11 protein-coding genes are annotated in these 14,764 nt (G+C 66.2%); all 11 read right to left on the minus strand.

From position 1 onward, the window contains the following. Positions 1-3: 3 nt before the first annotated feature. Complete coding sequence (gene rpoB, locus LX13_RS18175) at positions 4-3,492, minus strand: DNA-directed RNA polymerase subunit beta (RefSeq protein WP_253662659.1); 3,489 nt, start codon at positions 3,490-3,492, stop codon at positions 4-6. A 395-nt stretch (positions 3,493-3,887) separates the two neighbouring features. After that, positions 3,888-4,976 carry a hypothetical protein gene (locus LX13_RS18180; protein ID WP_253662660.1) on the minus strand — a complete coding sequence of 363 codons (1,089 nt, stop codon included), beginning with the start codon at positions 4,974-4,976 and terminating at the stop codon, positions 3,888-3,890. Next, the gene (locus LX13_RS18185; protein ID WP_253662661.1) at positions 4,976-5,695 is read right to left on the minus strand and encodes a hypothetical protein; all 720 of its coding nucleotides are present in this window, start codon (positions 5,693-5,695) and stop codon (positions 4,976-4,978) included. Before LX13_RS18185 ends, LX13_RS18180 begins: the two co-directional genes overlap by 1 nt. Positions 5,696-5,773: 78 nt before the next feature. After that, entirely contained in the window at positions 5,774-7,015 is a 1,242-nt protein-coding gene (locus tag LX13_RS18190) for an MCE family protein (RefSeq protein ID WP_253662662.1), read from the minus strand. Beyond that, positions 7,012-8,343, minus strand: coding sequence for an MCE family protein (locus LX13_RS18195; protein ID WP_253662663.1), 1,332 nt, complete (start codon positions 8,341-8,343; stop codon positions 7,012-7,014). The genes LX13_RS18190 and LX13_RS18195 overlap by 4 nt, the downstream gene beginning before the upstream one ends. Then, positions 8,343-9,626 (minus strand): MCE family protein, encoded by a 1,284-nt coding sequence (locus LX13_RS18200; RefSeq protein ID WP_253662664.1) that lies wholly within the window; start codon positions 9,624-9,626, stop codon positions 8,343-8,345. The genes LX13_RS18195 and LX13_RS18200 overlap by 1 nt, the downstream gene beginning before the upstream one ends. Continuing rightward, positions 9,623-10,669 (minus strand): MlaD family protein, encoded by a 1,047-nt coding sequence (locus tag LX13_RS18205; RefSeq protein WP_253662665.1) that lies wholly within the window; start codon positions 10,667-10,669, stop codon positions 9,623-9,625. The genes LX13_RS18200 and LX13_RS18205 overlap by 4 nt, the downstream gene beginning before the upstream one ends. A 10-nt stretch (positions 10,670-10,679) precedes the next feature. Then, on the minus strand, positions 10,680-11,753 hold the full coding sequence (locus tag LX13_RS18210; RefSeq protein ID WP_253662666.1) for an MCE family protein: 1,074 nt from the start codon (positions 11,751-11,753) through the stop codon (positions 10,680-10,682). After that, the gene (locus tag LX13_RS18215; protein WP_253662667.1) at positions 11,750-13,081 is read right to left on the minus strand and encodes an MCE family protein; all 1,332 of its coding nucleotides are present in this window, start codon (positions 13,079-13,081) and stop codon (positions 11,750-11,752) included. The genes LX13_RS18210 and LX13_RS18215 overlap by 4 nt, the downstream gene beginning before the upstream one ends. A gap of 3 nt (positions 13,082-13,084) precedes the next feature. Continuing rightward, the gene (locus LX13_RS18220; RefSeq protein WP_253662668.1) at positions 13,085-13,945 is read right to left on the minus strand and encodes an MlaE family ABC transporter permease; all 861 of its coding nucleotides are present in this window, start codon (positions 13,943-13,945) and stop codon (positions 13,085-13,087) included. A gap of 12 nt (positions 13,946-13,957) precedes the next feature. After that, the gene (locus tag LX13_RS18225; protein ID WP_253662669.1) at positions 13,958-14,764 is read right to left on the minus strand and encodes an MlaE family ABC transporter permease; all 807 of its coding nucleotides are present in this window, start codon (positions 14,762-14,764) and stop codon (positions 13,958-13,960) included.

The raw sequence follows: 14,764 nt of genomic DNA on the forward strand, positions 1-14,764 counted from the left end.
AAATCAGTTGGCGAGATCGTCGACTGTGGCGGACTCGTTGCGGGACAGGTTGATACCGAGGTTGGCAGCTGCGCGCTCCAGGTCCTCGTCATCGCCGTCACGCATCTCGATCGCCGCGCCGTCACTGGAGAGCACCTCGACGTTCAGGCACAGCGACTGAAGTTCCTTCAGCAGCACCTTGAACGATTCCGGGATACCCGGCTCGGGGATGTTCTCGCCCTTGACGATCGCCTCGTAGACCTTGACGCGACCGACCACGTCGTCGGACTTGATCGTCAGCAGCTCCTGCAGCGTGTACGCCGCGCCGTAGGCCTGCATGGCCCAGCACTCCATCTCACCGAAGCGCTGGCCACCGAACTGGGCCTTACCGCCGAGCGGCTGCTGGGTGATCATCGAGTACGGACCCGTGGAACGCGCGTGGATCTTGTCGTCCACCAGGTGGTGCAGCTTGATGATGTACATGTAGCCGACCGACACGGGGAACGGGAACGGCTCGCCGGAGCGACCGTCGAACAGCGTCGCCTTGCCGTCGCCGTTGACCATCACGTCGCCGTCACGGTTGGGCAGCGTCGAGGACAGCAGTCCGGTCAGCTCCGCATCCGTGGCACCGTCGAACACCGGGGTCGCGGTGTTGGTGTCGGGCCCTGCCGAGAGCATGTCCTCCGGCAGCTTCGACGCCCACTCCGGCGTTCCCTGTGCGACGTCGATGTTCCACCCGGTCTTGGCGATCCACCCGAGGTGGGTCTCCAGGATCTGGCCGATGTTCATACGACGCGGCACACCGTGCGTGTTCAGGATGATGTCGACCGGGGTTCCGTCGGGCATGAACGGCATGTCCTCGGCGGGGAGGATCTTGCCGATGACGCCCTTGTTGCCGTGCCGGCCGGCCAGCTTGTCGCCGTCCTGGATCTTGCGCTTCTGCGCCACGTACACGCGCACCAGCTCGTTGACACCGGGGGGCAGATCGTCGTCGTCATCACGCGAGAACACGCGGATACCGATGACCTTGCCGGTCTCACCGTGCGGCACCTTCAGCGAGGTGTCGCGGACCTCACGGGCCTTCTCACCGAAGATGGCACGCAGCAGACGCTCTTCCGGGGTCAGCTCGGTCTCGCCCTTGGGCGTGACCTTGCCGACCAGGATGTCGCCGTCGCGGACCTCGGCACCGATGCGGATGATGCCGCGCTCGTCGAGATCGGCCAGCACCTCGTCGGAGACGTTCGGGATGTCCCGGGTGATCTCCTCGGCACCGAGCTTGGTGTCGCGGGCATCGATCTCGTGCTCCTCGATGTGGATCGAGGTGAGGACGTCCTCCTCCACGAGGCGCTGCGACAGGATGATCGCGTCCTCGTAGTTGTGGCCCTCCCACGGCATGATCGCCACGAGCAGGTTCTTGCCGAGGGCCATCTCACCGTCGTCGGTGCAGGGGCCGTCGGCCAGGACCTGTCCGACCTCGACACGCTGTCCCTCGTCCACGATCGGACGCTGGTTGGCGCAGGTGCCGTGGTTCGAGCGGGCGAACTTGCGCATCCGGAACGTGTCCCGGGTGCCGTCGTCGGCCATCACGGTGATGTAGTCCGCGGAGACCTCCTCGACCACGCCGGCCTTCGCCGACAGGATCACGTCGCCCGCGTCGATGGCGGCACGCAGCTCCATGCCGGTACCGACCAGCGGGGCCTCGTTGCGCACCAGCGGCACGGCCTGACGCTGCATGTTCGCACCCATCAGGGCGCGGTTGGCGTCGTCGTGCTCGAGGAACGGGATCATGGCCGTGGCCACCGACACCATCTGGCGCGGCGAGACGTCCATGTAGTCGACGCCCGTCGGTCCGACGAACTCGACCTCGCCGCCCTTCTTGCGGACGAGGATGCGCTCCTCGGTGAACCGCAGGTCGGCGTCGAGGATGGCGTTGGCCTGAGCCTTGACGTACCGGTCCTCCTCGTCGGCGGTCAGGTAGTCCACCTGGTCGGTGACCTGGCCGTCGATGACCTTGCGGTACGGGGTCTCGATGAAGCCGAACGGGTTGACCCGTGCGTAGACCGACAGCGACCCGATCAGGCCGATGTTCGGGCCCTCCGGGGTCTCGATCGGGCACATGCGGCCGTAGTGGCTGGGGTGCACGTCGCGCACCTCGAGGCCGGCACGCTCACGGGACAGACCACCGGGGCCCAGCGCCGACAGGCGACGCTTGTGGGTCAGACCCGACAGCGGGTTGTTCTGGTCCATGAACTGCGACAGCTGGGAGGTTCCGAAGAACTCCTTGATCGCGGCCACGACGGGACGGATGTTGATCAGGGTCTGCGGCGTGATCGCCTCGACGTCCTGGGTCGTCATCCGCTCGCGGACCACACGCTCCATGCGGGACAGGCCCACGCGGATCTGGTTCTGGATCAGCTCGCCCACGGTACGCAGACGACGGTTGCCGAAGTGGTCGATGTCGTCGACCTCCACGGGCACCTCGACGCCGCCGGGGACGGTCATCGTCGAGGCGACGTTCGTCTCCGACTCGTGCAGGCGGACGAGGTACTCGACCGTCGCGACGATGTCCTCCTCGGTCAGCACCGACGAACCCGTCATGGGGTTCGCGGCCAGACCGAGCTTCTTGTTGAACTTGTAGCGACCGACGCGCGCGAGGTCGTAACGCTTCTCCTTGAAGAACAGGTTCTCCAGCAGGGTCTGCGCCGACTCCTTCGTCGGGGGCTCGCCCGGACGCAGCTTGCGGTAGACCTCGAGGAGTGCCTCGTCGGTGCCCGCGGTGTTGTCCTTCTCCAGGGTCGACATCATGATCTCGGAGAAACCGAAGCGCTCGGTGATCTGCTCGGTGCTCCAGCCCAGGGCCTTGAGGAGCACGGTGACCGACTGACGACGCTTGCGGTCGATGCGGACACCGACGGTGTCGCGCTTGTCGATGTCGAACTCGAGCCATGCGCCACGACCCGGGATGACCTTCACGCTGTGCAGGGTCTTCTCGGTGGTCTTGTCGATGTTGGAGTCGAAGTACACGCCGGGGCTACGGACCAACTGGCTCACGACGACACGCTCGGTGCCGTTGATGATGAAGCTGCCCTTGTCGGTCATGATCGGGAAGTCGCCCATGAAGACGGTCTGCGACTTGATCTCGCCGGTGTTGTTGTTGATGAACTCGGCGGTGACGAACAGCGGCGCCGCGTACGTCATGTCCTTGTCCTTGCACTCCTCGACGGAGGCCTTGACCTCGTCGAAGCGCGGATCGGAGAACGACAGCGACATGGAGCCGGAGAAGTCCTCGATCGGGGAGAGCTCGGCGAGGATGTCGTCGAGGCCTCCGCTGGGGTTCTCTTCGCCGCGCGCCAATGCGCGGGCGTGCCACTCCGGAGATCCGACGAGCCACTGGAACGATTCGAGCTGCACGTCGAGCAGTCCGGGTACTTCGAGAGGCTCGCTGAGCTTTGCGAACGATGCACGACGCGGGGCGCCGGGAATGGTTGAGGTGGACTGGCGGGTGACTGCCAAGGTGCGTCCTTCCAACACGAAAATCTTTTTTGTGGGCCGAGCTTCTGTGTGCCACGGGGTGGCACATTCTTATCGGTGTTGCCTGTAGGTGCATGCGCCGGAACCGAGAGAACTCGTTCACAGCGATCACCGAACGCAGCACACAGAAGTGGCCGAGAAAGGAAATCGTGATGTGGACAGGAGGCAGCCAGCGCAACGTCCAACTGTATCAGAAAAACTCCTCCCCGTGTCAAGCACGGGGGAACGGGCTCGAGGCCCTACGCGGTGCGATCCAACCAGTGGCTGCCGGTCATCTGTCGCTGGTGACAAGCGTGCAACCAGCGGGCGGGTGAGTCAAGAGGAACGCGCACTTCGGTGTGGAGCAATTCCGTAAAGGGTCTGCGTGGAGGGTCGACTCAGAAGTCGGCGAAGTTGCTGACCAACCACTTGCCGCCGACCTGCTGCATCGACACCTGGTACCGCTTGGTGCCGCTCCCGGAGGCCTGCTGGCCCTGCGTCTGGCTGAGGATCAGGTTCACCACCAGCACCGCGCTGTCGCCGTCGATGGAGCGCACCCCGACCGAGTCGACGCGACAGTCCACTCCCCCGGTGGTGAGTCCGGCCTGTCCGAGCGCATCGCGCACGGCCTTGTCGTACTCGGCGAACCGCTGGGCGGCGGTGCCGGTCACGTTCGACTGGGCGGTCTGCTGCCACTGGTCCAACTTGTCGTACTGCACCCCGAAGATCGTGCAGATGCGCGAGTTGGCCTGCGACGTGACCTCGCTGGTGACCGACGAGTTCACGAACGCCTCGTTCGACGACAGCGACACCCCGGGCTTGATCGCGGCGATCGCGGCGACGATCGCGAACACCACGGCGACCGCGGTGACGATGCCCACGAGCCGCCAGCCGAGCAGCGGACCACGCGGGGCCTTCTGCGACTCGCCCGCGGCCACCGGCGCCGGTGCGGTGGGGCGTGTCGACTGCGGCTTGAGCGTCGAGACCTTCGTCGTCGGTCGGTTCTTGCCGCGCGGACCGTCGCCGGTCGCGGCCGGCGTCTTCTCCAGGCTGGTCGTGGCCGACGCGTCGGCGGCCACGGGTTCGGTGTCCGTCCCGGTGGTGGTCGGATCACTCTGCGTCGGCGTCTCGACCACGGCCGCGGAATCCTCGGCCGGGGTGCCGACGGCTGGGGCGGCGGCGGGCGTGACGGCGGCCGCCGAGTCCTCGGCCGGCGTCTGCACCGGTGCCGTGTCCTCGGCGGGGGCGTCGACCGGCGCGGTCGCGGCGGCGGGCGCCTCGGTCGCAGCGGGCTGCTCCGACTTCGGCTTGCGCGAGAAGCGAGACTTCCGCGGCGGCGAGGTCTGCTCGGCCGGCGCCTGCTCCGGTGTCGTCTGATCCGGGGTCGCCTCGGATGCGGGCGTGCTCGCGGGACGGGCCGGGGTCCGGCCCGCGACCTTGGGCGTGCGACGCGGCGGGTTCGAGCGCGGTGGGCGTGGCGTGGTCATCAGTTACCCGCTCCTGTGGTCGGTGCGGCGGGCGCGGGCGCAGCGGGCGCGGGGGCGCCACTGGCTGCGGGTGCGCCGCTCGCGGCGGGTGCTCCGGTCGTTCCGTCAGCCGTGGGGGCGCTGTTGTCGATCGCGACCGAGTCCAGCGGCTGGATGTTGTTGGCCTTCCACGCCGAACCGTCCTTGGTCACCTGCACCTGGAAGCCCATGGTCTGACTCGACGACGCCTCGTTCGGACGCGAAGAGGTCACCACGAGGAACACGAGGGTCTTGGCCGTGTTGTCGTCGGTGTTGAGTTCGACGACGGCGCTGCGGGCGAGCTTGGCGGTCAGAGTCGCGGCCTGGCTGGGATCGCCTGCGGCCTTCTGCAGCTCACCGAGACCCGAGCTGCCGAGCAGCTGGGTGCGTGCGGCACCGGTCACCGAACCGGACAGCCGGTCCTGGTAGGCCTTGCTGTCCTTGAGGTCGATGTTGAGCACGTTGAGCATCGCCTGCTCGGCGCCACCGAGGGCGTCGTCGCGGGCGGTCTGGACCGGCTCCTTGTTGAATGCGTCGTCGTACCACCGGTATCCGTAGAGGCCGGCGAACACGATCGCTGCGATGAGGGCCGCCACGGCGAGCGCTGCCGCGACCGGCAGAGCCGCGGGAGCGATCCTGGTCCGCCACGTCGGTGTGGTGTCGGCGACGTTCTCCGGCCGACTCGGTTCAGGGGTAGTCATCGGAGGCCACTGTAGTCATCGAAGCTGTGGGCGCCATCACCCCGGTGAGTCCAACTCACCGGGGCGAGGCGCGTCACGCTACTTCGGGAAGACGCCCAACAGGTACGACAGCTGGGTGACCAGCGGGTTCAGATCCAGCTTGTCGGGATCCTTCTTGGGGTTGCGGTCCCACGGCTGCGGGATGTACTTGTCCGCGAACTTGGCGTTCTGCGCGCCACGGACCGCAGTCGGATTACCCTGCGCCACGGTGCAACTCGCCTTGGTGTTGAACGGGAAGTCGTCGTAGTTCAGGTCGAAATCCGGGTTCTTCTTCTTGATCGCGGCTATCTCGGCCTGGGTGCTCTCGTAGCCCTGGGTACACGAGACCGGGTTGTTGGTCTCGAGGACGACACCGAAGTGGATCGTGCCGTCGCCGGGTGCAGGCGTGTAGCTGCCGCTCGACAGGGCCGACAGCATCGCCAGGGCCGGCGAGATCGCCTGATAGGTCCCCTTGACGTTGCGGACATCCTTGGCGAGGTTGCGGACCACGGTGGTGACGTCGCCACCGTTGCGGGTCAGCAGCGCCGAGATCTGCGTGGCCGACGCGGTGCCGGTGGTCAGCAGACGCCGGATGTCGGGGTCACTGGTCGCCAACTGGTTGGTGATCAGGCCCAGGTTCTTCGACCAGTCCAGGATCGCGTCGGACTGATCGGCCTGGGTGCCCAGCACCGTGTCGGCGTTGCGGATCAACGAGATCGTCTGGGGCAGGTTGTCGTTGCCGGTCTTGGCCAGGTTCGACAGCGAGTCCACGAGGACCTTGAGGTTCTCGCCGTTGCCGTTGAAGGCCTTGCCCAGCTCGGTGACCACCGTGGTCAGATCATTCAGCGGAACCGATCCGGTGAAGTCGACCGCGCTGGAGATGACGTCCTGGACCGGGGTCGGGATCGACGTGTCGGAGATGACGGAGTCGTTCTTCAGGTACGGACCGCTCGCGGACGCCGGACGCAGATCGACGAACTGCTCACCGATCGCCGACCGGTTGGCCACCACCGCCTGCGAGGACGCCGGCACCTTCGGGCCGCCGGAGTCGAGCAACAGGTTCACCCGGACCCCGTCGGGGCGCAGCTCCAACGAGCCCACCCGGCCGACCGGGACACCCTGGTAGGTGACCTCGGCGTTGGTGAAGATGCCGCCGGAGTCCTTGAAGTCCGCGTGCACGGTGTACTGACCGATGCCGACGAGCTTGTCGAGACGGGCGTAGGTCGCACCCACGTAGACGATCGCGACGACACCGACGATCACGAAGACGATGAGCTGCCACTTGACGAGCTTCGACATCATCGGCCGGTCCCTCCGTTCGCTCCTGCGGCACCGGTCGCGCCCTGCAGCATCGCCATCGGGCCGGTGAGGGCCGTCTGACCCTGCTTCGGCGACGGCAGCAATGTGTACTGACCACCCGACGGCGGGGTGTTCGGCCCCGGCCGTGCGTTGAGCAGCGGCAGCAAGGTCACCGTCGGCAGTCCGGCACGCGGGCCGTTGCCGTTGGTGTACGGGTTACGCGGGTCCAGCCTGGGTGCAGGACCCGAACCGACCGGCTGGTAGCGCGGCTGCGGCTGACCCACACCGAGTGCCTCGAGCTGGTTGAGCAGGCGCAGGTCCAACGTGGCGAACAGGTTGGTCGAGTCGCCGCGCACACCCGGCAGCAGGGCATCCGGGAACGGATACGTCGGCAGCAGCGGGAGCGCGGTGATCAGGTCCGGCGCGGCGTTCGCGAGCGACTGCAGCGTCGGACGCAGGGCACGGAGATCGGTGACGATCTCGGTGCGTGCACGACCGAGGATGTCGACACCCACCTGTCCGAGACCGTCCAGCTTCTGCAGGAGGGTCACGAACTGCGGGCGCTGGTCCTCGAGGACCTTCACGCCGGCGGGCAACTGATCGAGGATCCGGTTGATCTGCGCCGTCTGCTTCTCGGTCCGGTCCGACAACACCGCGAGGCCGTCGATGGCCCGGGTGATGTTGGCCTTCTGGTCGTCGAGCGTCTTGATCAGGCGACCGGTCTGGTTGAGCAGCGACTTCACCTTGCCGGTGCGGCCGTCGAGCGCGGTGTTGAGCTCGTCGACGATCGGCTTGATCTGCGCGATGCCACCGCCGTTGAGCAGCAGCGACAACGCGCCGAGGACCTGCTCGATGTCGGTGGACGTCTTGGTGCGCGCCATCGGGATCGCGACGTTCGACGGCTGGCGCGCTGCGCCCGCGTTCGAGTTCGGATCCACCAGGGAGACGAACTTCTCACCGAGGAGGTTGGTCTGCGAGATGTCGGCCGTGGCCTTGTCGGACAGATCGATCTTGTTCTTGACCTCGACGGTCACCTCGGCCGACCACTGGTCGGGCGCGATGGCGATGTCGGTGATGCTGCCGACCGTGACGCCGTCGACCTTGACCGCGGACTGCGGGACCAGGTCGAGGACGTCGGCGAACTGCAGCTTGTAGGTGCGCGGGCTGGCACCCGTGTCGGCCCCTCCGGGCAGCGGGATCGACTGGATGCTGATCCCACAACCGGTCAGGCCGATCAGCGACACCAGCGACAGCGCGCCGATCGACGTCGCCGTTCGTCGGGTCAGGCGTGCGGGGGCGAACCCGCGCAGCCCGGAGTTCCAGCGCCTCATCAGTTGCCACCACTCGTCAGGCCGGGCGACGGGGTGCCGGGGACAGTCCCGGGAACCGCGCCGCGCTTCTGCTGGTTGGTACCGCTCATGATCCCGAACGGCAGGTTCAGCGTCGGGGTCGTGAGGCCCTTGTTGATCTGATCGGTGATGTTGCCGCACTGATCGAGCAACGGCCGCAGCGTCTTGCTGAACTGCGTGAACGCGGGGTCACCGGGCTTGAGCTTGCCCAGGTCGAGCAGCTTGCAACCGGCGCCTGCGAGGTTCTGCAGTTCGGGCAGGACCACGCGCAGGTCGAGGGTTCCGGACTCCGCGTTGTAGGCGTTGATCAGGTTGTTGATCGTCACCGGGAGCACCGTCAGCAACTCTTTCTGCTGGTCGGTGGTGTCGGCGAGCGTCTTCGACGTCGGGATGAGCTCCTGGACACGGTCGCCGAGGGCGATGCGGTTGTCCTGGACGAATCCGGCGACGTCACCGAGTGCGACCGACAGCTTGTTCAGGGCCGCGCCGAGCTGGGTGCGCTCGCCGGCCAGGAACGAGGAGAACGAGTCGAGCTGGGTGTTGAACTGCCGAACCTGGTCGTCGTTCTCGGCCAGCGCACCGACGAACACGTCGAGGTTCTTGACCGTGTCGACGATGTTGCCGCTGGAGTCGCTCAGGGTCTGCGACGCCTTGGACAGCTGCTCGATGGTCTGACCGAGCTTCTCGCCGTTGCCCTTCAGGTTGGCCGCACCGGTCGTGATGACCTGGCTCAGCGCACCGTCCTTGTTGGCACCGTCGGGACCGAGCGACTTCGACAGCTTCTGGACGCTGGAGTAGAGCTGGTCGATCTCCACCGGGACCATCGTCTGGTTCAGGCTCAGGGTGATGTCGTCGCCCGCCTTGGGCTGACCCTTCTGGTAGGTCGGGGTCAGCTGGATGTAGCGGTCGGCGACCACCGACGGGGTGATCTGCACGGCGCGCACGTCCTTGGGCAGGTCGTGACCGCCCTTGACGGTGAACTTCACGCGCACCTTGTCGCCCTGCGGGGTGACCTCGTCGACCTTGCCGACCTCGACACCCATGATGCGGATGTCGGTGCCCTTGTAGATGCCGACGCTGGACTTGAAGTAGGCGGTCACCTTGGTCTGGTTGAGCGAGGTGAACAGCCACCACAGCGAGCCGGCGACGACGAGCGCCACCACCAGACCCACCACCAGGAACACGATGTGGCGCGGGGTGAACCAGCTGCCCGGGCCGCGGGAGTCGCGGAGGTCGTGACGAGGTCCGCTTGTCGTGGTCATCATCCGGTTGCCTCCCCTCCGCCGTTGTTGAGCTGCCGTGTCTTGTTCGGCGGTCGTGTCGTGTTCTGCGCCGGGAGTCCGGGCGGCAGGATGTTGGTGATCACCGAGTCGAACCAGCGACCGCTGCCGAGCACGTTCGCGTAGAGCCGGTAGAACGGCGCGAGATTGGTGATGGAGGCACGGATGTTGTTGTCCTGCTTCTGGAGTATGTCGGTGACGCCCTTGAGGTTCTCCAGGGCCGGACCGATCTGCTTCTCGTTGTCGCGGACGATGCCCGTCAGCGTGGTCGAGAGCTGCGTGGTGCTCCGGAGCAACGTCGAGATCGCCTGCTGGCGCGTGTTGAGCTCGGAGAGCAGATCACCGGCACCGGCGATCAGGCGGGTGAACTCCTGGTTGCGATCGGCCAGGATCTTCGACGTCCCCTTCGTCGCGTCGAGGAGCTTGCGCACCTCCTGATCGCGACTGGCGATCGTCGTCGACAACCGGGTCAACCCGTCGAGCGAGTTCCCCAGTTCCTGCGGCGTGCCGGAGAACGCCGACGACAGGGTCCGGAAACTCGTCGCCAACTGGTCGGTGTCGATGTTCTCGATGTTCGACGACGCGTCGTTGAACGCCTCGATCACGTCGTACGGCGACGTGGTCTGGGTGATCACGTCCTTCGGATCGGCCAGCTTGTCGCCGCGCGGATCGATCTGCAGGTACTTCTGGCCCAGGATCGTCTTGATCTGGATCGACGCGCTGGTCTGGTCGCCCACCCACGTGTTGTTCACCGCGAACGAGACCCGGACCTTGTTGTCGACGATCTCGACCTTCTCCACCTGACCGACCTTGACGCCCGCGACACGGACCTCGTTGCTCGGCTTGAGGCCCGCGGCCTCGGTGAAGTCGGCCTTGTAGATCGTCCCCGCGCCCACCAACGGCAGGTTGGCGAGGAAGAACGCGGAGAGCGCGGCCATGATCAGGATCATCAGACCCATGGCGCCGATCGTGATCGGACTCCGTCGTGGTTGGTCCGGTCGTTTGTTCTGCTTCTGCGTGTCAGCCATGTCGCCCCCCTCAGCCCGGCGGATCATCGTTGGCCCAGCACCGTGTCGCGCTGTTGGTGTAGAGCACATGGTTGATATCGGGCAGCGGGATCAGCGGCTGGGAGAGCAGGGTGCTCTTGCCGTTGCCCGCGGTGATGTCGAGGCCGCACAGATAGAACTGGAACCACGACCCGAAGGTCGCCGCCCGGCCGATCTTGGCCGCCTTGATCGGCAGGTTGGTCAGGGTCTTCTCGACCTCTCCACGACGCTCGTTGATCCGCTGCGACAGCTGGTTGAGACCCGCGATGGATCCCTGCAGCGCCGGCCGCGTCGGGGTGAGGATCGAGTTGGTGACCGCGGTCAGGTTCGACACCGACGTGATGGCCGATCCGACGGAGTTCTTCTGAGCGGCCAGGCCGGTCACGAACTTCTCGGTGGTCGTCAGCAGCGATGTGAGCTGATCGTCGTGTCGATTGATGTTGTCGAGCACCGTCGTCAGGTTGGTGATCAGCTCGCCGATCACCTTGTCCTTGTCGGCGATGGTGTTCGTCAGGTCCGCGGTGTCGCTCACCAGATCGGTGATCGTCCCGCCCTCGCCCTGGAAGACCTTGATGATCTCGTCGGACAGCTTGTTGACGTCCTCGGCGGTGAGCTGCTGGAACAGTGGCCGGAACCCGTTGAACAGGTCGGTGAGGTTGACCGAGGGGTGCGTGTTGGCCACCCCGATGGTCGCGCCCTTGCTCAGCGTCGCCCCGCTGTCGCCCGGCCCGCGTTCCAACGAGAGGTAGCGGAGGCCGGTCAGGTTGCGGAACTTGATGTAGGCCTGGACGCCGTCGGGCAGCCGGTCGCGCTCGATGGAGAAGCTGACCCGCGCCTTGTCCTTGTCGTAGACCTCGACCTTGGAGACCTGACCGACGCGCACACCGGCGATCCGGACGTCGTCGCCCTGGTTCAGCAGCGAGGCGTCGGTGAAGATCGCCTTGAAGTCGTTGCTGCCGCCGGCACCGGAGTTCGCGATGGTGACGCCGAGCAGCGCGGTCAGGATGACGGTGATCACCGCGAACACGATCAGCTTGATCAGCGGCGAGTAGAAGTTGTTCTTCACTTGATCGTCACCTGCGCCCCCTGGAGTCCGGGTGCGACGAGCTGAGCGATCCAGCCCGGGACCTGATCGGGGGTCGTTCCGGCCTCGGCCGCCATGATCGCCTGCAAAGCCACCTTGTTCTTCGGGTCGTCGTAGACGCTCGGGTTGATGGTTCCCGCGGGCTTGCCGGAGTAGTCCGGTGCGGGCAGCTCCTGGACCGTGCGCGGGCCGGGGTTACGCGACGGCGGCTGGTAGGAGCCGTCGTTGAGCGATCCGCCCGGGTACTGCGGGAACGGCCGACCCTGCTCGTAGTGCAGCGGGTAGCACTTCGGTCCGCGGTCCTCGAGCAGTCGCGGCTCGTCCTGGTTGGGCAGGTACCGACCACGCGGGTTCGAGAACGTCAGCGTCACACGGACACCGGGGTTCTTGGTGCCCGCGCCGACGATGTTGCCGACCTCGGGGACGAGGCCCGCGAAGTTCTTGAACGTGCACCCGAAGGCGGGCGACTGCTTGGCCAGTGCGGACAGCAGCGGCTCGGAGTCGATCGCCAGGGTCAGCAGATCCCGACGGTTGGTGGCCAGGAAGTCGGTGGCCTGCACCGCGGTGTTGGTCAGCGTCGAGAACAGCGTCCGCAGATCGCCCTGCTTCTCCACCACCGTGTTGGTGGTGGTGCGCAGCGTGTCGAGTGCGTCGACGATGTCGGGCAGCGCCTCGGAGTAGGTCTCCGAGAAGCTGGCCAGACCACGCAGCGTTCCCTGCAGTTCGGGCATGTTCTGGTTGAACTTGCTGAAGATGTTGTTCAGGTTGTCCAGGCTGGTGCCGAGCTTCTCACCGTTGCCGGTGAGCGCCTTCGACAGCGACCCGAGCGTGACGCTGAGATCCTGCGGGGGGATCGCCTTGAGAACCGGCAGCAGCTTGTCGAACAGGTCCTGCAGCTCCATCGCGTTGCCGCTGGTGTCGGTCTTGATCGTCGAACCCGCGGTGAGCGTGGCACCGCTGGGGTTCTCCGGGACCTGCAGCGCGACGTAGCGCTCACCGAACAGGGTCTTGGGGAGGATCCGCGCGGTGGTGCCCTGCGGGATCATCTTCGCCTTGTCGGGCTGGAGACCGAGTTCGACGGTGACGGCACCGTTCTCGTCGGCGACCACCTTGTTGACCTGGCCCACGATGAGGCCGCGGACCTTGACGTCGGCCTTGTCGGGCAACGCGTTGCCCGCCGAGTCGGTCGTGAGGTTCACGTCGGTGAACGACTGGAAGGTCTGGTTGAACTTCAGGATCGTGCCACCGATGAAGAGGATGACGACCAGGAAGAACACCAGTCCGAGGAAACGTCTACGAAGGGAAGCCATGGATCAGCCCGCCACCCTGACTGTCGTGTCGGTGCCCCAGATGGCGAGACCGAGGAAGAAATCGAGCACGGCGATGAGGACCAACGCCGATCGGACCGCGCGACCCACGGCCACGCCGACGCCGGCCGGGCCGCCGCTGGCGTTGTAGCCGTAGTAGCAGTGCACCAGGATGATCACGAAGGCGAACACCAGCACCTTGCCGAAGGACCACAACACGTCTGCCGGTGGCAGGAAGAGATTGAAGTAGTGGTCGTAGGAGCCCGTCGACTGCCCGTTGAACTGGGTGTTGACGACTCTCGTCGCGAGATAGGCGGCCAGTAGGCCGAGCACGTAGAGCGGGATGACGGCAATGAAGCCGGCCAGCACGCGGGTGGTGACGAGGAACGGGACCGACGGGACGGCCATGACCTCGAGCGCGTCGATCTCCTCGGAGATCCGCATGGCACCGAGCTGGGCGGTGAAGCCGCAGCCGACGGTGGCCGAGAGCGCGAGGCCGGCGACGAGCGGCGCGACCTCACGGGTGTTGACGTAGGCCGAGAGGAAGCCGGTCAGTGCCTGCGACCCGATCTGGTCGAGGGCCGCATAGCCCTGCAGACCGACCACGACACCGGTGAAACCGGTGAGCAGGACCATGACGCCGATCGTGCCGCCGATGACGGCGAGACCGCCGGCACCGAAGGCGACCTCGGCGAGCAGCCGCAGCAGCTCCTTGGGGTAGTGCTTGATCGTCCGGGGCGCCCACCCGACGGCGCGTCCGTAGAACGACATCTGGTCGCCGGCACCGTCGAGCACCTGAAGCGGTGCCTTGGCGACCTTCTTGAGCCGATAGTTGAGCTCGTCGGCCCTGCTCTTTGCGATGGTCATCGATTCACTCCCCTACGAACCCTTGGCGGGGACGATCTGCAAGTACACGGCCGTGATGATCAGGTTGGCGAAGAACAGCAGCAGGAAGGTGATGACGACGCTCTGGTTGACGGCCTCGCCCACACCCTTGGGTCCGCCCTTGGGAGACAACCCCTTGAAGGAGGCGATGACGCCGGCGATCGCACCGAACACGATGGCCTTGAGTGTCGCGACGTAGAGGTCGGGCAGCTGGGCCAGGGCGCTGAACGATGCGAGATACGCACCGGGCGTGCCGTTCTGGACGACCACGTTGAAGAAGTAACCACCGCCGATGCCGACGACGCAGACGAGGCCGTTGAGCAGGGCCGCGACCAGGATCATCGCGAGTACACGGGGGACGACGAGCCGTTGGATCGGGTTGATGCCCAGTACCCGCATCGCGTCGATCTCCTCGCGGATCGTCCGCGAGCCGATGTCTGCCGCGACGGCCGATCCGGCCGCACCTGCGATCAGCAGTGACGTCACCAGGGGCGCGCCCTGCTGGACCACCACCAGGACGCTGGCGGCGCCGGTGAACGACTCCGCGCCGAGCTGCTTGATCAGCGATCCGGTCTGCAGCGACACGATGGCGCCGAACGGGATGGCGACCAGCGCGGTCGGAAGGATCGTGACGCTGGCGATGAACCACGCCTGCTGGATGAACTCTCGGAGCTGGAACGGGCGCACGACACTCTGGCGAGCGACATCCACGAAGAGCTGGACGATGTTGCCCGTCTGCGTGAGTGCAGATGTTCCGGCCTGAGTCACCCGATCGACGCCACGTGTGGTGGCTCCGCTCAT

The organism is Williamsia maris (assembly GCF_024171815.1).
GTDB lineage: Bacteria > Actinomycetota > Actinomycetes > Mycobacteriales > Mycobacteriaceae > Williamsia_A > Williamsia_A maris.